Annotated in this window: 16 protein-coding genes; 9 read left to right on the top strand and 7 right to left on the bottom strand. The window is 69.3% G+C overall.

Going from position 1 to position 23,537, the window contains the following annotated elements; genetic code table 11:
* The first annotated feature begins 94 nt into the window (after positions 1–94).
* Together Q7C18_RS04275 and Q7C18_RS04270 are read left to right on the top strand one after the other, a co-directional pair.
* On the top strand, positions 95–1,570 hold the full coding sequence (locus Q7C18_RS04275; protein ID WP_311024334.1) for a DUF4192 family protein: 1,476 nt from the start codon (positions 95–97) through the stop codon (positions 1,568–1,570).
* A 394-nt stretch (positions 1,571–1,964) separates the two neighbouring features.
* The gene (locus Q7C18_RS04270) at positions 1,965–3,398 is read left to right on the top strand and encodes an RNA polymerase sigma factor (RefSeq protein WP_311024333.1); all 1,434 of its coding nucleotides are present in this window, start codon (positions 1,965–1,967) and stop codon (positions 3,396–3,398) included.
* 340 nt (positions 3,399–3,738) lie between these two features.
* Here the strand turns inward: Q7C18_RS04270 and Q7C18_RS04265 are convergent, their stop codons facing one another.
* Positions 3,739–3,960, bottom strand: coding sequence for a hypothetical protein (locus Q7C18_RS04265; RefSeq protein ID WP_070159911.1), 222 nt, complete (start codon positions 3,958–3,960; stop codon positions 3,739–3,741).
* A gap of 249 nt (positions 3,961–4,209) precedes the next feature.
* Between Q7C18_RS04265 and Q7C18_RS04260 the strand changes: the two genes are divergently transcribed.
* From Q7C18_RS04260 to Q7C18_RS04240, 5 genes are all read left to right on the top strand, one after another.
* The gene (locus Q7C18_RS04260) at positions 4,210–6,291 is read left to right on the top strand and encodes a type IIA DNA topoisomerase subunit B (protein WP_070159909.1); all 2,082 of its coding nucleotides are present in this window, start codon (positions 4,210–4,212) and stop codon (positions 6,289–6,291) included.
* A 150-nt stretch (positions 6,292–6,441) separates the two neighbouring features.
* Positions 6,442–7,431: a heme o synthase gene (locus Q7C18_RS04255; RefSeq protein WP_311024332.1), complete on the top strand. Its 990-nt coding sequence runs from the start codon at positions 6,442–6,444 to the stop codon at positions 7,429–7,431.
* Between the two features lie 70 nt (positions 7,432–7,501).
* Entirely contained in the window at positions 7,502–7,900 is a 399-nt protein-coding gene (locus Q7C18_RS04250; protein WP_311024448.1) for a VOC family protein, read from the top strand.
* 67 nt (positions 7,901–7,967) lie between these two features.
* Positions 7,968–8,603: an ABC transporter ATP-binding protein gene (locus Q7C18_RS04245; protein ID WP_311024331.1), complete on the top strand. Its 636-nt coding sequence runs from the start codon at positions 7,968–7,970 to the stop codon at positions 8,601–8,603.
* Positions 8,600–10,258, top strand: coding sequence for a hypothetical protein (locus Q7C18_RS04240; RefSeq protein WP_311024330.1), 1,659 nt, complete (start codon positions 8,600–8,602; stop codon positions 10,256–10,258). The genes Q7C18_RS04245 and Q7C18_RS04240 overlap by 4 nt, the downstream gene beginning before the upstream one ends.
* Positions 10,259–10,282: 24 nt before the next feature.
* On the opposite strand, the gene adhP is transcribed toward Q7C18_RS04240, so the two are convergent.
* Positions 10,283–11,314, bottom strand: a complete 1,032-nt coding sequence (gene adhP, locus Q7C18_RS04235) for an alcohol dehydrogenase AdhP (protein WP_311024329.1) — start codon at positions 11,312–11,314, stop codon at positions 10,283–10,285.
* Positions 11,315–11,424: 110 nt separating this feature from the next.
* Entirely contained in the window at positions 11,425–12,627 is a 1,203-nt protein-coding gene (locus tag Q7C18_RS04230) for a GAF domain-containing protein (protein ID WP_311024328.1), read from the bottom strand.
* Between the two features lie 303 nt (positions 12,628–12,930).
* Here Q7C18_RS04230 and Q7C18_RS04225 point away from each other — a divergent pair, with 303 nt between their 5' ends.
* Both Q7C18_RS04225 and Q7C18_RS04220 read left to right on the top strand, forming a co-directional pair.
* Complete coding sequence (locus Q7C18_RS04225) at positions 12,931–14,454, top strand: aldehyde dehydrogenase family protein (protein ID WP_070159902.1); 1,524 nt, start codon at positions 12,931–12,933, stop codon at positions 14,452–14,454.
* A gap of 70 nt (positions 14,455–14,524) precedes the next feature.
* Positions 14,525–14,923, top strand: coding sequence for a DUF779 domain-containing protein (locus Q7C18_RS04220; RefSeq protein ID WP_070159901.1), 399 nt, complete (start codon positions 14,525–14,527; stop codon positions 14,921–14,923).
* Here the strand turns inward: Q7C18_RS04220 and Q7C18_RS04215 are convergent.
* The 4 genes from Q7C18_RS04215 to Q7C18_RS04200 all read right to left on the bottom strand — a co-directional run bounded on the left by Q7C18_RS04215 (position 14,848) and on the right by Q7C18_RS04200 (position 23,536).
* Positions 14,848–18,288, bottom strand: coding sequence for a DNA polymerase III subunit alpha (locus tag Q7C18_RS04215; RefSeq protein WP_311024327.1), 3,441 nt, complete (start codon positions 18,286–18,288; stop codon positions 14,848–14,850). The two genes, Q7C18_RS04220 and Q7C18_RS04215, sit on opposite strands and share 76 nt — an antisense overlap.
* Positions 18,289–18,327: 39 nt before the next feature.
* Positions 18,328–18,828 carry a hypothetical protein gene (locus Q7C18_RS04210; protein ID WP_344682883.1) on the bottom strand — a complete coding sequence of 167 codons (501 nt, stop codon included), beginning with the start codon at positions 18,826–18,828 and terminating at the stop codon, positions 18,328–18,330.
* A gap of 186 nt (positions 18,829–19,014) precedes the next feature.
* The gene (locus tag Q7C18_RS04205; RefSeq protein WP_311024326.1) at positions 19,015–21,459 is read right to left on the bottom strand and encodes an AfsR/SARP family transcriptional regulator; all 2,445 of its coding nucleotides are present in this window, start codon (positions 21,457–21,459) and stop codon (positions 19,015–19,017) included.
* Positions 21,460–21,532: 73 nt separating this feature from the next.
* Positions 21,533–23,536, bottom strand: coding sequence for a glycoside hydrolase family 13 protein (locus Q7C18_RS04200; protein ID WP_311024325.1), 2,004 nt, complete (start codon positions 23,534–23,536; stop codon positions 21,533–21,535).
* Position 23,537: the final 1 nt, after the last annotated feature.

Below are 23,537 nucleotides of genomic sequence, written 5' to 3'. Positions count from 1 at the left end.
CCACAGGTCCCGCTGTCCGAACCCGACACGCGGAGCCGTCCACAAGCTCCGCGGGGGCCTGTCCGGCACGCGCACGTCCTTCGAGACTGGGGCCATGAGCACTCCACGCATCCCCCAGGACGATCACACACCATCTGACGCGGACCCCCTTCCGACGGATGGGGCAGAGCAGCAGGTCATCACCGTCTCGGGCCCCGAGGACGCCGTCGCTCTGGTCCACCACACCTTAGGGTTCCTGCCGGAGGACTCCCTGGTGGTCATGGGACTGCACGCAGGACGGACCGGCGCCCATCTGCGGATCGACCTCAGCGCCGGTGTGGACCACCCTGACAGGCTCGCCCACTGGGTCGGCAGGCATCTGCTGGGCCCCGAGGTGACGCCGGCGCCCGACGGCGCCGTCATCTTCCTGTTCACGGATGAGGAGCCGGCGCCTCCCACCTGGGAGGATCCGGCTCTGCGCCCCTGGGCCGCGCTGCATGCCTCCCTCTGCTCGGCTCTGCGCCAGGACCACCGTCTACAGATCGTCCAGACGTGGTGGATCGGCGGCGGCTGGATCCGGGACTATGACTGCCTCGACCCGCGGTGCTGTCCCTTCCCCGGAATCCGTCTCGAGCGGGCGGAGAGCAGCGTCGTCGCAGCCCACATGGCCGTGCGCGGCAGGGTGCCTCGTCAGCCCTCGCAGCTCGTCGAGGACTTCCTGGAGCCTGGAGCGCCTCCCGAGGGAGACCACGTGGCCGAGGTCGACCTCGAGGCGATGGACATGAGTCTGAGCCTCGCCGACGTGCCGGCCGTCGCACAGGCGCTCCTCACCTGGGACGAGGTGATCCAGGAGCAGGCGCTCGAGGGTGCAGTGACGGACATGGCCCACCTCACAGACGACGGCGCGGCCGAGGGGGCCGTTCCGTCGGGCGCATCCTGGACCGGACGGTTCTGCGACCGTCTGGCCCCGCTCGTGGCCGTTCTGGAGTCGCCGGATCTCGCCGAGGCCGTGCTGGCGCTTGCCGCTGACGGACCGGAATCTGTGGCGGTCGCTGTCGAGGCACTCGGTCTCGCGGAGCGGGAGGGGCTCTGGAACGGCCCGGAGCCCGAAGACGCCCACGGCATGTGGAGGTCCCTGGCTCGACTGTGGACAGATCACCTGATGGATCACGGGGGACCGCCCTGCCCCGAAGCGCTCGTGGCGCCTGCGCCCGCGAGCGATCGCGTGCCCGACCAGCCGTTCGAAGGAGACGAGGCGGAGGTCGAGAACCTGCTGCGACTCCATCTCCGGCGATATCAGCAGGTACTGGCCGGCGCCACCGGCACTCGCCCGCGATGGGCGTCCATCGACGCTCTCGCCTCGGTCCTTCATCGGCTGCAGCCGTTCTTGGGCGTGCAGGCGACGTCGACGTCGCTGGCCATGATGGCCTGGATCGAGTGGACCCGGGGGAGGGGGACGGTCAGCGGCGCCTTCCTGGACCGATCCCTGTGGCTGGTCGCCGATCATCCGCTGGCCCGGCGTCTCGCCGTCGGCCAGAAGGAGCCGATCATCTGTCCCTGGGCGATGGTCAAGGCCCATTCCTGGTCATGACGGACCGGCGCTGAGGCGGGATCGCCGCCGGATCCCAGGACTTCTCCGGGTTCCAGGACTTCTCCGGATGCCAGGATCATGCCGTCAGTGCTGCGACCTCGCGTGGCCGATCACGGAACCCGGGCTCAGGACGGCCCGACGAACTCCTGGCAAACTTTTTCCTCCACGCGGGAATGATCCTGGCAAGGGGTATGTTGTGAACTGCTGAGACCCTGCAACCATCGTCAGGTCGCTCATCACGCACCGGGAGACCGGCGTCGTATGCACACCGTCTGGTGTGCCTCGGCGGCCGCCCGGACAGCAGGTGTGAGACGGACGACGGACTTGACAGGGTCATAGGTGTGTTGACCACGGGTCGGCCACCGCCTTCACACGTCCTAGTCGGAAGGTCATCGTGCCCACTACTGCGTCCCAGTCCACAGAAGAGAACGCAGCCGCGGCAGAGGCGGAACAGCCGTCCGCTGCCACCAGTAGCTCGTCCTCGCGCACCTCAGCGCCAGGGGGAAGCGCCGCGGCCCAGAAGTCCAGCTCCACGTCGAAGCGGTCCGCCGCCTCAACGTCCAGCACCGCCGCGAAGAAGTCCACCGCCAAGGGCTCCGGCAGGAAGACCGGAGGCCGGAAGAAGGCGGCCGACCCGGTCGACGAGGTGTTGGCCGAGGCCGCCCAGGAGCGGGAGGCTCCGACAGCGGTGCTCGAGCAGGCCGTGGCCAAAGCCCTGGAGGACGGAGACGAGGAGGAGGTCGCCAAGAAGGTCGCGGCCGCGGCCGGCGACTCCGACAACGCCGAGGCGATCGTCGAGAACGCCAAGAAGGCAGCCAAGGGTGAAGAGGCCGAGGAGGAGGAGACCAAGGGCCGCGGATTCGTCATCTCCAACGCGGACGACGACGACGCCCCCGCGGTCCAGGTGGTCTCCGCCGGCGCCACGGCGGACCCGGTCAAGGACTACCTCAAGCAGATCGGCAAGGTCGCGCTGCTCAACGCGGAGCAGGAGGTCGACCTCGCGCTGCGCATCGAGGCGGGCCTCTTCGCCGAGCACAAGCTCGCCACCGAGGAGATCTCCGACCGCCGCCTGCGGCGAGACCTGGAACTCATCGTCGCCGACGGCCGGCGCGCCAAGAATCACCTCCTCGAGGCCAACCTGCGCCTCGTCGTCTCTCTGGCCAAGCGTTACACGGGCCGCGGCATGCTGTTCCTGGACCTCATCCAGGAGGGGAACCTCGGACTCATCCGCGCTGTGGAGAAGTTCGACTACACCAAGGGCTTCAAGTTCTCCACCTACGCCACGTGGTGGATCCGTCAGGCCATCACCCGCGCCATGGCGGACCAGGCGCGCACCATCCGGATTCCGGTGCACATGGTGGAGGTCATCAACAAGCTCGCCCGGGTGCAGCGTCAGATGCTGCAGGACCTCGGGCGGGAACCGACCCCCGAGGAGCTTGCCCAGGAGCTGGACATGACGCCGGAGAAGGTCGTCGAGGTCCAGAAGTACGGTCGCGAACCCATCTCGCTGCACACGCCCCTGGGTGAGGACGGCGATTCGGAGTTCGGCGACCTCATCGAGGACTCCGAAGCGGTCGTGCCCTCCGACGCGGTCAGCTTCACCCTGCTGCAGGAGCAGCTCCACTCGGTGCTGGACACCCTCGCCGAGCGGGAGGCCGGGGTCGTCGCGATGCGGTTCGGCCTCACCGACGGACAGCCGAAGACTTTAGACGAGATCGGCAAGGTCTATGGCGTCACCCGGGAGCGCATCCGACAGATCGAGTCCAAGACGATGTCGAAGCTGCGCCACCCGAGTCGTTCGCAGGTGCTCCGCGACTACCTCGACTGAGCACCGGCGACGCCGCCTGACCGTGGAGGTCCGGGAAGCCACGGCTCCCGGACCTCCGGCTTGACAGGCCCGTCAGCGTCGAGCTCGACTCGACGTCACGCATATGGCCGGTGGACGACGGACTGCTCCGTCGCCCACCGGCCATATGTCGTTCGAGCACATGTCTTCCAGCCCTGTGACGTTGCGGGCATGTGTCGCCCACCCCAACACCGGACACCGCCCGACGCGAGCATGACGAAGGGCCCGGAGGGAGATCCCCCGGGCCCTTCGTCTGAAGTCGACTCATGGCGTCCACGGATGATGCCGTGCGACGCCTGCCGTCAGCTCGTCGCTCGGCGTCTCATCGAGCCTGGGCGAGTCGCTCCGACTCGTCGACCCACTCGGAGGTCTTCGGCCGCAGGCTGTCCTGAACCTGTCGAGCATGGTGCACGCAGAAGAGCAGATCACCGGCGCCGGAAGTCAGGACCGCGCGCACGTAGGCCTGTGCTCCACAGCGGTCACAGCGGTCGAGGGCAGTCAGAGTGTTCGTGTGTGCTTCGAGTGTCCCAGTCGTGCCGGTCATGCTCTTCGCCTCCTCACGTGAATTGTAGGTACCCATACAACCACGTCGAGGGCCGATTCATTCGCCCTCGGCGCCCGTTTCGGCGATCTTTCGCTCACCGCGTACGCGTGCTTCGCTGTGTTTCCGCGGATCCCAGGGTCCGCGGCGGTTCTGCCGAAGTTGCACGCTCAAGCCCGATACGGTGGCTTTGACTGTGCCCGAACGGGACGCCCTGACGGCGTCCCATCAGAGTCCACCAGGAGGAGATCCGTGGCGAAGAGATCCGAGTACGACGCTCGACACCTGTCGGTGCTCGAGGGCCTGGAGGCGGTCCGCAAGCGCCCCGGCATGTACATCGGCTCCACGGATTCGCGCGGCCTCATGCACTGTCTGTGGGAGATCATCGACAACTCTGTGGATGAGGCGCTGGCAGGGTACGCCTCCACCATCACCGTCACGCTCCATCCGGACGACTCCGTGGAGGTCACCGACGACGGCCGAGGCATTCCTGTCGACGTCGAGCCGCGCACCGGCCTCTCGGGCCTCGAAGTGGTCTTCACCAAGCTTCATGCCGGAGGAAAGTTCGGAGGCGGCTCCTACAACGCCGTCGGGGGCCTTCACGGAGTCGGGGCCTCGGTGGTCAACGCGCTGTCGGCGCGCCTCGATGCGCGAGTCACCCGCGGGGGCAAGGTCCATCAGATGTCCTTCCGGCGCGGCGAGCCCGGCACATTCGCCGGATCGACGGCGAACCCGGATGCCGAGTTCAGCCCTGCCGCAGAAGGGTCCCCGGTGGAGGTCGTCGGCAAGGCCAAGCGGGGAGCCACCGGCACGACCATCCGCTATTGGGCCGATCGCCACATCTTCACCCCGGATGCGCGGTTCGACGATGAGGAGCTGAGCAACCGCGCTCGACAGACCGCCTTCCTGATCCCCGGTCTGCGGCTGACGGTGCGCGACCTTCGCGGCGAGACCCCTTCTGAAGAGGTCTTCCAGTACGACGGCGGCATCAGCGAGTTCGTGGACTTCCTCTCCACAGACTCGGCAGTGACCGACATCTGGCGGATCCAGGGCCACGGCAGCTTCACCGAGAGAGTGCCGGTGATCGGCGAGGACGGCCGCAGTCACATGGAGGACGTGGAACGGGACTGCGAGGTCGACATCGCCCTGCGCTGGGGCATCGGCTACGACTCCACGGTGCGCAGCTTCGTCAACATCATCGCCACCCCCAAGGGCGGGACGCATCTGACCGGTTTCGAGCAGGCGCTGCTGAAGACCTTCCGCAAGACGGTGGAGGCCAACGCCCGTCGCCTCAAGGCGGGGAACGACAAGCTCGAGAAGGACGATGTCCTGGCCGGACTGACCGCCGTCGTCACCGTGCGGATCGCCGAGCCGCAGTTCGAGGGGCAGACCAAGGAGATCCTCGGCACCTCGGCGGCGCGCCAGATCGTCTCCAAGGTGGTGGAGAAGCAGCTCGCACAGCGGCTGAACTCCACGAAGCGGGGTGACAAGCAGCAGTCCACTGCCGTGCTGGAGAAGGTCGTCTCGGAGATGAAGTCGCGCATCTCCGCGCGGATGCACAAGGAGACCCAGCGCCGGAAGAACGCCCTGGAGAACTCCTCGATGCCGGCCAAGCTGGTGGAATGCCGGTCGAAGGGCGTGGAGAACACCGAGCTGTTCATCGTGGAGGGAGACTCCGCCCTCGGCACCGCGAAGCTCGCGCGCTCCTCCGACTATCAGGCGCTGCTGCCGATCCGAGGAAAGATCCTCAACGTCCAGAAGGCCTCGGTCTCGGACATGCTCTCCAACACCGAATGCGCGGCGCTGCTGCAGGTCATCGGTGCTGGCTCGGGCCGGACCTTCGATCTGGACGCTGCCCGCTACGGCAAGGTGGTGCTGATGACCGATGCCGACGTCGACGGCGCGCACATCCGCACCCTGCTGCTGACGCTGTTCTTCCGCTACATGCGTCCCATGATCGAGGCAGGGCGGGTGTTCGCCGCCGTGCCCCCGCTGCACCGGGTGGAGGTCATCCACGCGGGGCGCAGGTCCAATGAGGTCCGATACACCTACTCGGAGACGGAGCTGAACCGGCTGCTCGCCCAGCTCGAGGACGAAGGGCTCCGGTACAAGGAACCGATCCAGCGGTACAAGGGTCTCGGTGAGATGGATGCCGACCAGCTCTCCGAGACGACCATGGACCCCGCTCATCGGTCCCTGCGGCGTATCCGCGTCGCCGATGCTGAGGCCGCTGAAAGGGTCTTCGACCTGCTCATGGGCTCCGTGGTCGCACCTCGCAAGGACTTCATCATCGAGGGATCCAAGGCGCTGGACCGGGAGCGCATCGACGCCTGAGGTCGCCGTCGCCGGTGAGGGTGGAGCATCTCTTCTACAACGTGTCGAAACACTCTGCCTCACTGGCGCGTGACAGCGCGACCAGCCGAGTTCTGGCGATAGACTGTCCTCTGACCGCGACTGCACCTTGACCCATTGTGAGCCCCAGACGTGACCCAGAACTCTTCCGCCGCCGTGTCCGGCGCGCCCCGTGAGACCGCCCCCTCGCCGACGCCGGGCCGTCCGGCCGGTGAGACGCGGCCGCAGTGGCGACGCAAGGCCGCGGCCTACTGGTCGCTGACGAAGCCGCGGGTGATCGAGCTGCTGCTCGTGACCACGCTGCCGACGATGTTCTTCGCCCAGCGGGGGTTCCCCGACTTCTGGCTGGTGCTCTCCACCATGGTCGGAGGCGCGTTCGCCGCTGGCTCGGCGGGAGCGTTCAACTGCTACATCGACCGGGACATGGACAAGCTCATGAACCGGACGAAGAAGCGCCCGCTCGTCACGGGCGAGCTCAGTCCGCGCGAGGCCTTCGTGTTCGCTTCGCTGTTGGGAGTCCTCGCGCTCGTGGTCCTGTGGTTCGGTGCGAATCCGATGGCCGCCGGACTGGGCGCCGCGGCGATGTTCTTCTACGTAGTCATCTATACGATGGTGCTCAAGCGGCGGACCGAGCAGAACATCATCTGGGGCGGCCTCGCCGGGTGCTTCCCCGTGCTGATCGCGTGGGCGGCCGTCCGGGAGACCGTCGAATGGCCCGCGCTGGTGCTGTTCTTCATCATCTTCCTGTGGACTCCGCCTCACTATTGGCCGCTGTCCATGAAGTACCGGACGGACTACCAGACAGCGGACGTGCCCATGCTGGGTGCCGTGGCCACGGCCAAGACGGTCTCCGTCCAGGTGGTCCTCTACGCCTGGGCCACTGTGGTGTGCTCCCTGCTGCTGGTGCCCATGGGATGGGCCGGGATCACGTACACGGCCTTCGCCGCGGTCTCCGGCGGCTGGTTCCTCTACGAGTGCCATGTGCTCCACCGTCAGGCTCAGCGTGAAGCCGTGACCGACAAGAAGGCCATGAAGGTCTTCCACCTGTCCATCATGTACCTGACGCTGCTCTTCATCGGACTGGCCCTCGATCCCTTCATCGGCGCCCCGCTCATGGGCTAACCTGAGCTCCCGGCCGCCCACGGATGAACCGTCGGTGGCGATCGGAGCGGCAGGAGCAGGAGGGGCGACGATGGCGCTGCGCTGGTACTCCACCGTGGTCGAGGCCCAGGACCACCACGCGCTCGCTCGGTGGTGGGCTGAGGCGCTCGGCTGGGACGTCGCGATCGCCACGGACGAAGAAGCGGTCGTGCTGCCGCCCTGGGCGCGCGAGTTCGTGAGGATCCTCGAGTTCCATCACGTCCCGCCTGGCATGGTGTTCGTCCCGGTGGAACATGCCAAGACCACCAAGAACCGGCTGCACTGGGACTTCGCTCCACACACCAGTGATGACCGCGACGCCGAGATCGGGCGCCTGATCGACATGGGCGCTCGTCCCGTCGACGTGGGCGCGGGCGACGACGCCACCTGGACCGTGCTGGCCGACCCCGAGGGCAACGAGTTCTGCGTGCTCTCCTCCCGGGACATGTGAGCACGCCCTCGGCGGTCCCGGATCGCCTCGACGTCACTCGCTGACGCGCGCTGGTACCCTGACCTCGATGGATGTCCTCTGCCGACGTGCCGCCGTCTCCGCCGGTGGGGTGACGATGCTGGCACCCCTTGACGCGGACCTGCCTGCAGGCCTGCTCAGCGCAGTGAGCGGCCCCAACGGCTCAGGAAAGTCCACCCTCCTTTCGGTGATCGCGGGCCGATGTCCCCTCAGCTCCGGCCTCTGCCTCGTTGACGGGCGACCTCCCGATGAGGCCAGTGGGCGATTCCGCGAAGCCGTGGCCTCCTTCATCGATACGCCTCCGCTGGCCCGGGACCTCACCGTCCGGGAACAGCTGGCCGTGGTGGGTGCGTCCTGGTGGGCAGATCGGGACCCGTGGGCCGGAGCAGATGACCAGCTGATCGCTCTGGAGGCCGCTCATCTCTCCGGGCGCTTCATCCATGAACTCTCTGCCGGAGAGCTGCAGCTCGTCATGCTCGCTCTCACCTGTCATCGCCCATCCAGCCTGCTGCTCCTCGATGAGCCGGAGCGCCATCTGGACGAGGAGCGGATCACTCAGCTCGGAGCCCTGCTGAAGCACCGGGCGCAGGCTGGGACCACCGTGGTGGTCGCGACACATGATCACAGACTCCTGGAGCAGGCCGACCGCCGGATCTGCCTCGCGGCCGCAGACCGGACTCCATGAACGTCAGGGAGATGCAGAGGGACGAGAAGGCGATGCAACGACTCCGCCTGCGCCGCACCCGACTGGTCCTGCGAGGCCTCCTCCGTGACGGCGGGACAGGACCGGCGCTGTACGTCGGGGGGATCCTGGTGGTCTTCGGACTCCTCCCCGCCTTCTGGGTCCTCGGAGAGCTGCTGGCGGAGCCGCTTCACGGTGTCGTCAGGGCCGGGGCTGATCGAGTCGCCCTGGGCGCCTCCGCGGTGCAGGCGCTCGGACTCTGGGCCGGGATCCGCTGCGGCCCTGCCTTGATGTCGCCCTTCAGCGCGCACGTCCTGATGGCCACCGGAATACCGCGCGCTCAGGTGCTGGGGCGCGCCGCCCTCAGGAACATGACGCTGGGCACGCTGCTCGTCGGCATCACCTCAGCCAGCCTCATCCTGAGCGCCTCCCGCGGATCCTTGGAACAGGGTGCCGCCGGGGGCCCGACCCTGCTGGTGGTTCTGGCCAGTCTGGTCCTCGGCGGGCAGGCGAGCTTGGCATGGGCTGTCGGGCAACGCGTGGGCCCGGGTGCCGCATCCGGTATCGTCGCCCTGATCCTGGTGCTCTCGGGTTCGGCGACCCTGTGGTCCCCGACCATTCTGCTCACGACCGGAGGCTGGTACGGGCTGCTGGCGACAGGGCAGGTGCCCACGCCTGCTGCCTGGATGCTGCTGGCGGCGGCTGGGGCGCTGACGGCATGTGCCTGGGTGATGTATCGGGCACTGCCCTCAGGCCTCAGTTCGGTGCCGACCACCAGGATCATGGTTCAGGCGCAGTGCGTCGAGTCTGCGTTGCTCCTGGCCGGAGGCGGAGATCTGCGCCGCGCCGCGGAGGCGACGCGTCCCCCTCCCCGGAGACGCCCACCCATGAGGCTGGGGCATTCAGTGCAGAAGGCCACGCATCGCCGGCTCAGCGCTGTGTCGGTCGGGTGGCGACAGGATGCCGCAGCCTCGCTCCGGCATCCTGGTCAGGCGCTGCGCAGCGTCGTGCTGCTGATGGCCGCCGGCATGGTCGCAGGACTCGTCGGCCCGACGACCGGATACGGCGGTGAGGATGTCGTCTCTGGCACCGCAGCGATGCTGGCCCTGTGTCTGCTGCTCGACGCCGGTCTCGCCGGAGTCAGTCCTGGGCTCCGCGGCCTGCAGGAGGAGCTGCAGGCCGCCCCGCTCTTCGGCTGGTCCCGGCGCGAGTTGACGGTGCGCCATGGTCTGTGGCCCGTGGCCGTCGCGTCGTCCTGCGTGCTGATCGGCTGCGTCGTCGCCGGCCTCTGGTGGCCTGAGCACGAGGGAGGCATCGGCGCAGGAGGCTGGTCCTCCCTCGAAGCCGCAGCGCAGGGAGCCTGCTGGGCGGTGGCCGCCGTCGTCGTGATGTTCAGCTGTCGCCTGCTGCAGGAGGTGACTTCCCGCGACGCACCCCTGCTGGGGATCCCGCCCGTCCCCACTCCCGTGGGGGACCTCACCGGGGTGCTGCTGCTGCTCGGGAGCATTCGCGGTGTCCTCACCGCGGCAGCGATGCTGGGGGCCCTTGCCGTGCTCATCCACGAACCGTGGACGCAGGCGGCGGCGACGGCGGTCCTCGCCGCCGTCGCCGCGCTGGCGTCTCTCCTGGGGGCCCCTCGCCTGGCTGAGTCCCGCTGAGCGGGTCAGTCCGGCTGAGAGAAGTCAGCCCCGCTGAGCGAAGTCGATGACCACCCGGCCGTCGATCGTGCCGTGGTGCATCTCGTCGAACACCGCGTTGATGTCGCTCAGAGGCCGAGTGGAGACCGTCGGGTGGATCTTGCCGCGGGAATAGATCTCCAGAGCTTCGACCATGTCCTGGCGGGTGCCGACGATCGATCCTCTGATGGTCAGCCCTTTGAGGACGATGTCGAAGATCGGCGCGGGGAACTCCCCGGGCGGCAGTCCGTTGAAGACGATGGTTCCGCCGCGGCGCGTCATCGAGATCGCCTGCCCGAAGGCATCCGGATGCACCGCTGTCACCAGGACTCCGTGGGAGCCCCCGGTGCGGCGATGGATCTCCTCGGCAGGATCGGAGCCCATCGCGTTGAGGGTGATCTCCGCCCCGTGGCGGGAAGCCAGGGCCAGCTTGTCGTCGGCGATGTCCACGGCGACGACCCGCATCCCCATGGCCACGGCATACTGCACCGCCAGGTGCCCGAGGCCCCCGATCCCGGAGATCACCACCCACTGGCCGGGCCGGACTCCGGTCATCTTCAGTCCCTTGTAGACCGTCACGCCGGCACAGAGCACGGGTGCGACCTCGAACGGATCCGCGCCCTCGGGAATCGCCGCGGCGAAGCGGGCGTCGACGATCATGTACTCCCCGAAGGATCCGTCGACGGAGTATCCACCGTTGATCTGCTCCTCACAGAGCGTCTCCCACCCGGTGCGGCAGTGCTCGCAGGACCCGCAGGCGCTCCACAGCCAGGCATTGCCCACAGTCTGCCCGACCTCGACGTCCGTGACGTCCGACCCGACCTTCTCCACCACGCCCACGCCTTCGTGTCCGGGGATGAACGGAGGCGTCGGCTTGATCGGCCAATCACCCTCGGCGGCGTGCAGGTCAGTGTGACAGACGCCTGAGGCGAGCAGCCGCACCAGGGCCTGCCCCGGGCCGGGATCGGGCAGCTCGTGCTCTCGGACGGTGAGTTCTGCGCCGAACTCCTCGACGACTGCTGCTGTCATGGTGCTCATGATCGTGCTCCTCGTCTGTTCGATGAACGATGACGACCGTGACGCTAGTCACATCCTCGTTGCAGTGAGGTTGCACCAGCCCGCCTCCCCGAGGGGCGAGGTGCCGCCGTTCAGAGGTCCGAGCGGGCGATCAGCAGGGCTCGCTGCGGCGAGTCCGGTGGCAACACGCGCAGTGCCTCCCGGAGGACCTCGCCGTCACCGCGCGCCTCCGGCAGCTGCAGATATCGACAGATCTCCCACGGGGAGCCGTCCTGCAGGATGGATTCTCGGAGCATCGCGGAGAGCTCCCAACGGATCCTGACGATCCCCGGCGCCTCGGACCGAGGCAGCAGCTCCCCGGAGTACAGGTCCAACGCCGCGGTGCGATCACCGGCGGCGAGGGCATGGACGACACCGACGGCGTCCAGCCACGGCGGCGGATCCAGGCGGTACGGCCGAGAGTTCAGCCTGGGCGGGTCCGCGCGTCCCGGCAGGCCGGCAAGGAGCCGCCTCAGCCGAGTCACCTCCGCGCGCAGGGCGACCTCATGCCCCGTCTCACCGAAGATGTCCTCGGCCAGACGGGCAGCGCTGGCTCCGCCTCCGGAGGGCGATGACTCCTCCCAGGCCAGCAGGGTCAGCAGCTCTGCGTGGCGCAGACTCAATCGCCAGCTCGACGCTCCGGCCGTGACCGTGCCGGTCTCTGAGCCCAGCACGGAGAATCTGAGCTGTGGGGCGGATCGGGGCTGGGAGCGCAGCTCACCCTGGGCCGCGGTGATGGCGGCGAGCACCAGCGGCAGCGCGTGCGTCTCCACGGCTGCAGGACCGCCGGTGATGTCCACCACGCCGAGCAGCTCCCCGGTCTGCGGACAGCGGATCGGCGCGGCTGAGCAGGAGAACTGGTGGGCTGCAGGGACGAAGTGCTCCTCCTGATTCACCTGGACGGCCCGTCCGGTGGCCAGCGCAGTGCCGGGAGCCGAGGTGCCGACGGCGCGCTCCGACCAGTTGGCGCCCGCCTGGAAGGCACTGGTCTCGGCCCGGCGCATCGCCTGGCGGGAACCGTCCACCCAGAGGAGGCGCCCCTGGGCGTCGCCGATGGCGACGACGAGACCCGCGTCCTTCGCGGGCTGGACCAGCAGTCTGTCCAGCAGCGGCATGGCGGCGGAGAGCGGATGTTCGCGACGCAGCGTGTTCAGGTCGCCGTCGTCCAGGTCGATCGGCGCCTGGGCTCTCACGGGGTCGTCGAGGTAGCTCGCCGAACGCAGCCAGGACTCGCGCAGCACCGGCGGCAGGACAGACCAGGTCTGCGGCTCGTCGGGGACGGGCTCTCTCCCCATGAGACCTCCTGTGGTGGTGGGACATGGGCTGGTGAGGTTCGGGCCGCCGATGGGGCCTGCGCGAGATGTTCGTCAGCAGGCAGGGCCGTCGCACACCGATCCGACGACGGCTCCGATGGTGCACGTGATGCGGTCAGGATAGACCACGCAGAGGAGACGAGCATCACAGCGGTGCCGTCATCTGCCGGAGCTGAGGGCCCGCCCTGTGATGACTCGACGGGCATGCAACGAAGGTGCAACGTCGGCGGAGCTACGGTCACAGTCGTGAGCGACGTCACTGACCATCACGACGAAGGAGTCCCGATGACCGTCTACGCGCAGCCCGGCAGTCCTGAGAGCCTGGTGACCTTCAAAGCCCGCTACGACAACTGGATCGGTGGAGCGTGGACCGCCCCCGTGAAGGGCCGATACTTCGAGAACCCCTCACCGGTGACCGGACGGACCTTCACCGAGATCGCGCAGTCCGACGCCGAGGACATCGAGCTGGCCCTCGACGCCGCCCATCGGGCCGCACCCGCCTGGGGCCGCACTGCTGCGGCGGAGCGCGCCGTGATCCTGAACCGGGTCGCCGACCGCATCGAGGAGAACCTGGAGATGCTGGCCGTCGCCGAGACCTGGGACAACGGCAAACCTGTGCGGGAGTGCCTGGCGGCCGACCTGCCGCTGGTGGTCGACCACTTCCGCTACTTCGCCTCAGCGATCCGGGCACAGGAGGGCGGCATCTCCGAGCTCGACGGCGACACGGTCGCCTACCACTTCCACGAGCCGCTCGGGGTCGTCGGACAGATCATCCCCTGGAACTTCCCGCTGCTGATGGCCACCTGGAAGCTCGCCCCGGCCCTGGCCGCCGGCAACGCGGTCGTGCTCAAGCCCGCCGAGCAGACTCCGACCTCGATCCTGGTGCTGATGGAGCTCATCGCCGATCTGCTCCCGGAGGGCGTGGTCAACGTGGTCAACGGCTTCGGCGCGGAGGCTGGGGCGCCCCTGGCCTCCAGCCCCCGGATCCGGAAGATCGCCTTCACCGGGGAGACCACCACCGGCCGGCTCATCATGCAGTACGCCACGCAGAACCTGATCCCGGTGACCCTGGAGCTCGGCGGCAAGAGCCCCAACATCTTCTTCGACGACGTCGCCCGGGAGAAGGACGCGTTCTACGACAAGGCGCTCGAGGGCTTCACGATGTTCGCCCTGAACCAGGGGGAGGTCTGCACCTGCCCGTCGCGTGCGCTGATCGACGACTCCATCATCGAGGGCTTCCTGGACGACGCGATCGCCCGGACCCGGAAGGTCACCCAGGGAAACCCCCTGGACACCTCCACGATGATCGGGGCCCAGGCTTCGAACGACCAGCTGGAGAAGATCCTGTCCTACATCGACATCGGCAAGCAGGAGGGCGCCGAGGTGCTCCTCGGCGGCGAACGGGTGGACCTGGGCGGAGACCTCTCCGAGGGGTACTACGTGCAGCCGACGATCTTCCGGGGCGAGAACTCGATGCGGATCTTCCAGGAGGAGATCTTCGGCCCGGTGGTCTCGGTGACCGGCTTCTCCGGCTACCAGGACGCCATGGAGATCGCCAACGACACCCTCTACGGCCTCGGCGCCGGCGTGTGGTCCCGCGAGGCGAACACCGCGTACCGGGCCGGCCGAGAGATCCAGGCCGGCCGCGTCTGGACGAACTGCTACCACCAGTACCCGGCCCACGCCGCCTTCGGCGGGTACAAGCAGTCCGGCATCGGCCGCGAGAACCATGCGATGATGCTCGCCCACTATCAGCAGACCAAGAACCTGTTGGTCAGCTACTCGGAAGGCGCGGCAGGGCTCTTCTGAGCCGCCGGGCGACGTCGCTCGGTGGCGGCTCCTGCAGGACGGGGGAGCCGCCGCCGGAGCCCAGAAGGGAATGAAGGCCATGGCGTACCCACGGGTCAGCGTGACCGAGGATGCCGCTGCGTTGCTGCGACGGCTGAGGCAGGAGCACGGCAGGCCGCTGATGTTCCACCAGTCCGGTGGCTGTTGCGACGGCTCCGCCCCCATGTGTTACACGCAGGGGACGTTCCTGACCGGATCGTCGGACGTCCTGCTCGGAGAGCTCGACGCCGGCACGGGCGAACCCGTCCCGGTGTGGATCTCCCGGGCGCAGTTCGAGTACTGGTCGCACACCCACATCACGATCGACGTCACCGCAGGCCGCGGTGCAGGATTCTCCATCGAGGGGCCCACCGGTCATCGGTTCATGATCCGTTCCCGCCTCTTCACCGATGAGGAGGCCGAGGATCTGGAGCCGGTCCGGACCGGCTGAGTCGAGCGGGCGGCCTGCGGCGCGCGACGTCGGGACAGCTGCTCCACGTGGTCCTCGCGGCGCAGATCCCACGCCTCGTGGGCCTGGATGTTCACCGCCCGGGGCCCGGTGCGGCGGATCGTGCCCTCCACCAGCATCAGCTGGGCGGTGAACAGGATCTCCCCGGCATTGCTCTGCGCCTCGTCGAAGAAGGCGACGTCGGCACAGCCGGTGCCGTCGTCGAGGCTGATGAACACCACCCGCCGTCCGCTGGCCATCGGAGGCGTCTGGGTGGCCACCCGGATGCCGGCCACCCGGACGGTGGAGCCGCTGCGCAGCGTCAGCAGGTCCTCCGCCCGGGTCACACCGAAACGGTCCATCGTGTGCCGATGGGTCTCCATCACATGACCGGTGACGTCGATGCTGGTCAGCAGGAGTTCATCGCTGATCAGCTCCTCCCGGCTCGGCTCCGGATGCTTCTGCGGCAGGGCGGAGACCTCGACGTCGGCCATCGGCAGGGGCAGCTGCCCCGCCACTTCGCGCCGCCTCGGGGAGGACGCCGTGCGGGTGCGCTCGACCACGGAGGCGACGAGATCGCCCCGGCGCCGTCGACCGCCGGGCATCAGAGAGTCCAGCGCGCCCACCTGGGCGAGCGCGCGCAGCGTGGGGCGCTTCGGACGGGCCCGGTCCCGCAGGTCCGCCAGGGAGTCGAAGGGCTGGGCCTCCACGATCCGCTGGACCTCCGCCTCGCTGATGCCCGAGAGACTGGTCAGCGCCATGCGGATGCCCAGGGTGTGCTCCCCGCGGGGGCTCCGCGACGGAGTCGGCTCGAGCACGTAGTGCTCGGTGGAGCGGTTGACGTCCATGCCCAGCAGCGGCACACCCAGGCGGCGGGCCTCAGCCACCAGCAGCCGCAGCGGGTACATCCCCGGATCATGCTCGAAGAGCCCGGCCAGGAAGGCCGCCGGGTGATGGGTCTTCAGCCAGGCCGACTCGAAAGTGGGCACGGCGAACGCCGCCCCGTGGGCCTTGCAGAATCCGAAGGAGCCGAAGCCTGCCAGGATCTCCCACACCTCATCGACAACCTCGGGGGAGTACCCCCGTCGTGCCGACCGGCTGCGGAAGAACGTCTCTACGGCATCCTCCTCCGGCCCGCCCAGGGCACGCCGGAACTCGTCGGCGCGGTCGAGCCCGCAGCCGGTCATCCGGTCCAGGATCCGCAGCACCTGCTCATGGAAGATCACCACCCCATGGGTCTCGGACAGCACCGGCGCCAGGTCCGGGTGGGGGAACCGCACCTGCTCAAAGCCGTGCCGTCGCTCCAGGTACGGGGTCACCATGCCCGATCCCATCGGGCCCGGCCGGAACAGCGAGATGTCCACCACCAGGTCGGACAGCCGCTCCGGGACCAGCTTGCCGACCAGCTCCCGCTGCCCGGGGGATTCGATCTGGAAGCAGCCCAGGGTGTGGGTGGACTGGATGAGTCGGTAGGTGTCCGGATCATCGCGGTCCACCGACTCCAGGTCGATCCGTTCCCCGGTGGTGCGGCGGATCTCCTGCAGGGCATGGGCGATGGTGGACTGCATACGTACGCCCAACACATCCAGCTTCAGGAAGCCCATGGGGTCCATGTCGTGCTTGTCGAACTGGCTCATCGGCAGACCGTCCACCCCCGAGGGCTGGACCGGAGTGAGGTCCAGCAGCCGCTGATCACCCAGGATGATCCCGCACGGATGGGTGGAGATGTGGCGCGGCAGACGGTCCAGCCGCTCGGTGAGGTCCACCAGGAGGTCCAGCTGCTGCCGGCCCTGCTCCCGTTCGGAGTCCAGGCGGGCGGCCAGGGCACGCAGCTCCGGCTTCTCTGCCAGCGCCTCACGGAACTGACGTGCCGGGAAGCGCCACATCGTCTCGGCGATCTGCGCGATCTCCTCCTCGGGAAGCCCCAGGGCGAGGCCGGCGTCGCGCACCGCCCCGCGGATCCGGTAGCTGTTCTGCATGCTCATCAACGTGGTGCGCTCCGCTCCGAAGCGTTCCACGATGCGGTGATAGACCTCATGGCGTCGGGCGGACTCGACGTCGATGTCGATGTCCGGAAGGGTCGAGCGCCTTCGGGAGAGGAAGCGCTCGAAGACCAGCTCATGCTCGAGCGGGTCCACGGCGCTGATCCGCAGCAGATGGTTCACCAGTGAGGATGCCCCGGAGCCGCGGGCGGAGACCCGCACCCCCATCTGCTCGACCATGTCCACCACCTCGGCGACGGTGAGGAAGTAGCTGGCGAAGCCGAGGTCCTCGATGATCCTCAGCTCATGCTCGAGGCGGTCGCGCAGCGCCGCCGCCTCGGCGGGGGACTGCCGGGGATAGCGGGCGGTCAGTCCCGCTTCGCACCGCTGGGCGAGCTCCCGCTGGGGGTCTGTGCACCGTCCTGAGACCCCCAGCCCGATGACTCGCGCCTCAGGCACCTTCGGGGCCCCGAAGCTCATATGGGTCTCCGGGTCCAGCAGGCAGCGCTGCGCCAGAGCCCGAGTGCGCTCCAGCAGCTCCACGGCCCCGATGCGGGCGGCCGTGCTGGACGTGCAGATCTCCTCAGCGATCCGCTCCATCATGGAGGCAGGTTTGAGCCAGCCCTGCCCGTTGGGCTGCAGGGTCTCCGTGACCTGCAGGCTGGAGAGCACCCGGACGGCGTCGAGGACGTCGGCGGTCGTGGCATCGTCCTCATGCAGGAAGCGCACCATGTTGGTCAGCACGGGAGCCACCGCACAGTCCTCCGCGACGGCGAGCATCCGCGCAGCATGGGCGGTGGAGAGCGGCTCTCCGGGAGGCGCCAGATGAGAGACCACTTCAACCCGCAGCGTCCCCGCACCCAGCGTGGAGACCCAGCCGCGCAGCAGACGCCGCGCCTGGGCATAGCGACGAGAGGCCGCCGCCACGCCCACGTCGCTCTCCGGGCCCAGCAGCACGAACAGGGCCGGCTCAACCTGCCCGGCGATCGCCCGGGGCCCCTCCGGGCAGGCGAGCTCCACCAGACGGGCCAGGGGGAGCCGAGGCCCCGCCCCGCGGTCCTGCAGATGAGCGGCGGAGACCGCCCGGCACAGGGCGGAGTAGCCTGCCGCTGAGCCGTGGGCGAGCAGGACCACCCGTCCACGCTCCTCCAGGCCGCCGTCGGGACGCTCCTCGGCGACCGGAAGGTTCACCCCGAGGATCGGAGCGACGTCATGGCCCTGACAGGCGATGACATGCTTGACCGCCCCGTAGAGACCGTCCCGATCCACGCAGGTGGCGGCTCCGGCGCCGTCGGCCGCCGCGGCCGCCACCAGGTCCTCCGGCCAGCTGGCACCGTGGTGGGCGCTGTAGGCGGTGGCCACGTCGAGATGCACGAAGCCGCCCATCAGCGAAATCTCCGGGATCCGGCGGCCGGGACGGACGGCTCAGGCCGCCACATCGTGGACCCTCAGCAGCCGCCATCGTCCCGACCCGGTGTGCCGACTCAGGTCGACAGTGCGCGGCATGGCACGGGGGGCCGCCTCCAGGCGGATCTGGAGGCGCCAGATCTCATGGTCGACCACGCCCGGTCCGCGCCCGCGCTCCGCGCGGGAGTCCTCCAACCACCAGCGGCGCCGCTCGAACCAGCGGACCGGATCCTCCACCACGACATGCCAGCGGTCTCGCCAACAGAGTCGTCGGGGGATCTCAGCGTCGTCACATTCCACCGTCAGCTGGGTGCTCAGACGCTGGGTGCTCAGATGCTGCGCGGCCGAGGCAGGGGGGCGCATGCCGTCGACGTCAGCAGGGGACCGGTGTCCTGCGGCGTCTGAAGAGTCCAGGCGTTCCGCCGCCCGATGCCGAGCTGCGGCGAGACGCCGGCCCTCCTCCGGGGCCAGGAGGCGGACGACGCCGGGCAGGGCGGGGGTGGTCGAGGTGGGGCTCATCAGCTCTACTCCCTTGATCCAGCGCCCGGAGGCGCACAGGTGCAGTGTTCGCTGACGATGGGAAGAGACGCGGGCGGCGGTCAGGGCAGAGGCGCCGCCGTACGTCCCCTCCATCGTAGTTCGAACACATCTTCGAATACAAAGGGAGGGTACGAGAGCCCTCTGACAGGCACCGAGGGTCGCCGCTCAGCTCGACGGCCCGGTCTCCGGCCACACCGGGTCGTGGACCTCCTCCAACAGCGCCATCGCCCGCTCCAGATGCGGTTCAGCCTCGCTCCGCCGACTCCGCCGGAGCGCGACCACGGCGAGCCCGAGCTCGGCATGGGCCTCGGCCTCGAGCTCGCCGATGCGTCGCGCCGCAGTGGCCGAAGCCCGGTGGAGGCGGTGGGCGCAGTCCAGCTGACGTCGATCATCCAGGTGACGATCCAGCAGACGTGCCAGCTCGGTCGGAAACCAGCGGGGTCCGGTGTCGGCAGCCCGATCTGCGACGAGGGCGAGGGTGTCGATGGTCCGCGCGAGCCAGTCCTCCGCCGCCTGAGGGTCGTCGAACCGCTCCGCCGGCCTGCTTGAGGCGGCCGGCGCACCAGAGGCGCCGGGTTCAGCAGGCTCCACAGCTTCAGCAGATTCTGAGGCCTGCGGTCGCGTCACCGACCGCACGGCGGCGGCCGTGACGGTCAGAAGATGGGAGCAGAGCCGATCGAACGCCGCCCGGATCTCCTCAGGACTCTCCTGCTCCTCCGCCAGTTCGGCGGCATAGTCACGCAGCAGATCATGCTGTCGGACATGGTCCGTCTCCAGACTCTCCAGCAACCAGGCCCTGTCGAGCTCCTCGATCCCACGGCGCGCCTCGGCCGGTCCCAGTCCGGCCAGCGCCGCGACGGCCGGGACGTCCAGCCACCGGGCGGGGGCCGTCCCCAGCAGTCGGAACAGACGGGCTGAGGAGGTGGAGAGTCGCTGACAGGACCAGGAGAAGACCGTGCGCACCGAGGTCGCCTCATCCCCGGAGTCCAGCAGGTCGAGCCTCAGCCTCTCATCCTGGAGGTCCCGCAGGAGGGCGGGGGCCGTCTCGACGGTCTCCAGTCGCAGCCGCTCAGCCATGATCCGCAGGGCCAGCGGCAGATGGGAGCAGGCCTCCGCCAGGGAGTCCCGCAGCTCCTCGGAGGGACGGGGGCCACGGGTCCCGCCCAGCAGCGCGCGGGACTCCGCCGGGGACATCAGAGGGACCGTCAGCTGATGGGCGCCGTCGTGGAGCACCAGAGGTCGAAGGTCGGCTCGGCTGGTGACCAGCACCGCGGAGCGAGGCGACCCGGGCAGCAGAGGACGGACCTGGTCGGCATCGCGGGCGTTGTCGAGCACGATGAGCATGCGACGGGAGCTCGTCAGTGAGCGCAGGAGTGAGGATCTCTCTGCGCGAGAGGCCGGAACACCGGCGGCGTCCACACCCAGCGCGATGAGGAACCATGCGAGCATGCGAGAAGGATCCAGGGGAGCCTCCGGACCGAAGCCCCGCAGATCGGCGTAGAGGCACCCGTCGGGGAAGTCGGTGACAGCCCCGTGGGCCCAGTGCAGAGCCAGTGCGGTCTTGCCGGTGCCGCCGCCTCCCGTGAGTGCCACGATCCGGGACCCGGCTGCGTCGCCCGGAGCGGCCTCTGACGCCCCTGCGGGCGCGGCGCCCAGCAGTTCGTCCAACCGGGCGAGCAGCTCCTCCCGACCGTGGAAGCCGCGGGGCGGCGCCGGCAGCTGTGCCGGGGGAGGGACCGCGCCGGACGTGGCCGCGCGACCTGAGGCGCTGCCGGTCACAGAGACATCGGTCACAGAGCCACCAGCTGCAGAGACGCCAGCTGCGGGGGCACCGGCGGCCGGGGCAGGAGACCGACGGGGAGTGAGGAAGGTCTCCGGCGCCGGCGCCCCTCCACGGAGCACCTGCTCTTGGAGCCGACGCAGACCAGGGCCGACGTCGAGTCCGAGCTCCTCGGCCAGCCGATGGCGGGCCTGCCGGTGCACCTCGAGGGCCTCAGTGGGCCGGCCCTGCAGGGCATGAGCGGCCATCAGCAGCTCGTAGAGCCGTTCCCGCAGGGGATGCTCGGCGATGAACGAAGGGACCTCCTCGATCACCGCCTCCGGCTCTCGGCAGGCCAGGCGCGCCGCGTTCAGCCTCTCCCGCGCGGTCAGCCGCAGTCCGTCGAGTCGCTGCGCCTCGATGCTGAGCCCGGCGCCGGTCTGCCCGTCGAAGGGTCGTCCCCGCCACAGTCCGCAGGCCTGACCCAGCAGCTCCTGCGCGCGGCGCGGGTCCGCATCGGCCGTCACGGCGGCTTCATCGATCAGGTTCTCGAACCGCTCCACATCCGTGGCGCCCGGCGGCACCTGCAGCACATAGCCGCCGCCCACCGCCTGCAGCACGTCGGGGCCCCCGAGTGTGCGGCGCAGCCGGTGCACATGGGTCTGGAGGCGGTGGGCCGCCCGGGGGCAGGGGTCGTCTCCCCACATCGCGTCGAGGAGTCGGTCCGTGGGGACAGGGCGTCCGCGGGCCGCCACCAGCATGGCCAGCAGCAGCCCCTGGAGGCCGGTGAGGACCACCGGACTCCGATCCTCGTGGCAGACCCGGATCGGGCCCAGGATGTCCAACTGCATCGACAGGGTCGTTCTCCTTGGGTGCGGTGCAGGGCCGCCCCCGGTGCCTTCAGCCCCGGTGAGCCCTGCCACACTATGAACGGAACCTGGACTTCTCCTGAGCATCAGCGGAGCTCATGACGGCAGCCTCTCCGGGCACAGGCACTCCGGGAAGCCGCCACACGGTGAACGTGCGGGCCGGGGCGGAGACCCGCACCCTGTCAGCGCCGAGTCTCAGCTGAGCCTCTCCGAACACGCGTGAGACGTCGTCGGTGCCCAGACCCTCCTCGGCGACCAGTCCCGGGACCGCCTCCCGGGAGGACTCCCAGATGCGGTCGCCCATGGTCGCCACGACGAGCAGGGTCTCGGAGGCCGACTCGCGCAGGAAGACGACGGCGTCATCGTCGGTGTGGAGCCACCGCATCCCGCCGCGGGCGAGCACCTGATGCCCGCGGCGCAGCCGGACGAGCCGTCGGCACAGGGACAGCCGCTCGGCGACCGGGGGGTCCGCCTCGGCTCCCCAGGGCATCGGCGTGCGGCTGGTCTCCCCGTCGGCCCCGGTGAGACCGAACTCGTCCCCGGCGAAGAGCACGGGGACGCCGGGCAGCGTCATCGCCAGGCCCAGGGCCAGCGGCATGGCGCCGTCGGCGGCGTGGGTGGCGAACCGGGCGGTGTCATGGGTGTTCAGCGGCTGCATGTTCCCCAGCCGGATGCGCCAGGGGATCCCCGCAGTGAACCGGGTGACCGCCTCGGCGAACTCCGCCGCCGTGGCCCTCGGGATGCCGCCCAGCGGCTGACCGAAGAACCAGGGCTCCACGACCTGCTCGTCCTGGGCGGTCGTCCAGGGCTCCCCGGTGGGCTCACTCAGCCAGGACCACAGCGGCCGGGTGAAGGCCGGATAGGTCATGGCCCCGTGCCAGGCGTCCCCCTGCAGGTCCTCGGTGGCGTCGTTGGTGGACTCCGCGAGCAGGACCGTGTCGGGGTCGATCTCCTCCATGGTGCGGCGCATGATCTGCCGCACCTGGGCATTCAGATCCACGTCGCGCAGGCGTCCGGTCATGTTGGCGACGTCGATGCGCCACCCGTCGGCCTCGAAGGGCGGGAGCAGCCAACGTGCGACCACGGAGTCGCGCCCCTGGATGAACCGATTCCGCAGCTCCTGGGAGGACCAGTCGAACTTCGGCAGCGAGGGGACGCCCAGCCACGCCTCATAGCCCGGGTCCTCGGCGCTGACGGACCGCCCGTTCTCCTCATCTTCGGTGAAGTAGTAGTACGTCCGTTCCGGAGACTCGGGATCGGCCAGCGCCGTCTGGAACCATTCATGCCGCTCTCCGGAGTGGTTCGTGGTGAGATCGCCGATCACCCGCATTCCGCGGGCGTGGGCGGCCTGCACGAGCCGCACATAGGCGTCGTCGCCGCCGAGCAGCGGGTCCACGTGGTCGAAGCTGGCGGCGTCGTACCGGTGGTTGGAGGCCGCGGGGAAGATCGGGGTCAGGTACAGCAGATCCACGCCGAGGTCCGCCAGGTGGTCGAGCTTCTCTACGATCCCGTCCAGGTCGCCGCCGTAGAGCTGCTGGGTCCGGGCGGGCATGACCGGATCCACGGGGTCCTCCCAGGCGGCGGGGATCGCCCAGTCCGGGGTGGGACGTCCGTCCGCAGCCGCGGACCGGGCGAAGCGATCGGGGAAGATCTGGTACATCACCGACTCCGCGAGCCAGCTCGGCGCCGGAGGGGTGGCCAGCAGGACGAAGTCGTCGACGTCGCGCACCTCTCCGGCGTGCAGACCGGCCTGGTTGAGCCAGCGGACGGCTCCATCGTGCTGCCGCAGCAGCCACCGGTACCCGTGGCGGGGATTGTGGACGGTGACCGTCGCCTCCCACCACTGCCAGCCTCCGGCCTCCCCGAGGAGGACGGCCTCGTCCCAGACCGGCTCGCGGTCTGGGTTGGATCGCACGGTCACAGAGACCAGCGGATCCCACGTCGTGGGCACGCGCAGGCGCAGCCGCACCACGTCCCCGAGCGCCGGGGCGTCCTCGGAGACGTGGAGCGGGGACCCGTCATGGTGGGGGAGGGGACGCTGCACGGGGGAGACGGTCACG

This window comes from Nesterenkonia sp. CL21 (assembly GCF_031705515.1).
Taxonomy (GTDB): Bacteria; Actinomycetota; Actinomycetes; order Actinomycetales; family Micrococcaceae; genus Nesterenkonia; species Nesterenkonia aethiopica.
This window is presented reverse-complemented; position numbering and strand designations above follow the sequence as displayed.

What these genes read in the sequence shown, in the direction of transcription:
- Q7C18_RS04275 (WP_311024334.1), top strand. Translation starts at nt 95, where the DNA reads ATGAGCACTCCACGCATCCCCCAGGACGATCACACACCATCTGACGCG.
- Q7C18_RS04230 (WP_311024328.1), bottom strand. Translation starts at nt 12,627, where the DNA reads ATGGGGAGAGAGCCCGTCCCCGACGAGCCGCAGACCTGGTCTGTCCTG.
- Q7C18_RS04220 (WP_070159901.1), top strand. Translation starts at nt 14,525, where the DNA reads ATGAAGGCCATGGCGTACCCACGGGTCAGCGTGACCGAGGATGCCGCT.
- Q7C18_RS04205 (WP_311024326.1), bottom strand. Translation starts at nt 21,459, where the DNA reads ATGCAGTTGGACATCCTGGGCCCGATCCGGGTCTGCCACGAGGATCGG.
- Q7C18_RS04225 (WP_070159902.1), top strand. Translation starts at nt 12,931, where the DNA reads ATGACCGTCTACGCGCAGCCCGGCAGTCCTGAGAGCCTGGTGACCTTC.
- Q7C18_RS04265 (WP_070159911.1), bottom strand. Translation starts at nt 3,960, where the DNA reads ATGACCGGCACGACTGGGACACTCGAAGCACACACGAACACTCTGACT.
- Q7C18_RS04210 (WP_344682883.1), bottom strand. Translation starts at nt 18,828, where the DNA reads ATGAGCCCCACCTCGACCACCCCCGCCCTGCCCGGCGTCGTCCGCCTC.
- Q7C18_RS04215 (WP_311024327.1), bottom strand. Translation starts at nt 18,288, where the DNA reads ATGGGCGGCTTCGTGCATCTCGACGTGGCCACCGCCTACAGCGCCCAC.
- adhP (WP_311024329.1), bottom strand. Translation starts at nt 11,314, where the DNA reads ATGAGCACCATGACAGCAGCAGTCGTCGAGGAGTTCGGCGCAGAACTC.
- Q7C18_RS04245 (WP_311024331.1), top strand. Translation starts at nt 7,968, where the DNA reads ATGGATGTCCTCTGCCGACGTGCCGCCGTCTCCGCCGGTGGGGTGACG.
- Q7C18_RS04240 (WP_311024330.1), top strand. Translation starts at nt 8,600, where the DNA reads ATGAACGTCAGGGAGATGCAGAGGGACGAGAAGGCGATGCAACGACTC.
- Q7C18_RS04250 (WP_311024448.1), top strand. Translation starts at nt 7,502, where the DNA reads ATGGCGCTGCGCTGGTACTCCACCGTGGTCGAGGCCCAGGACCACCAC.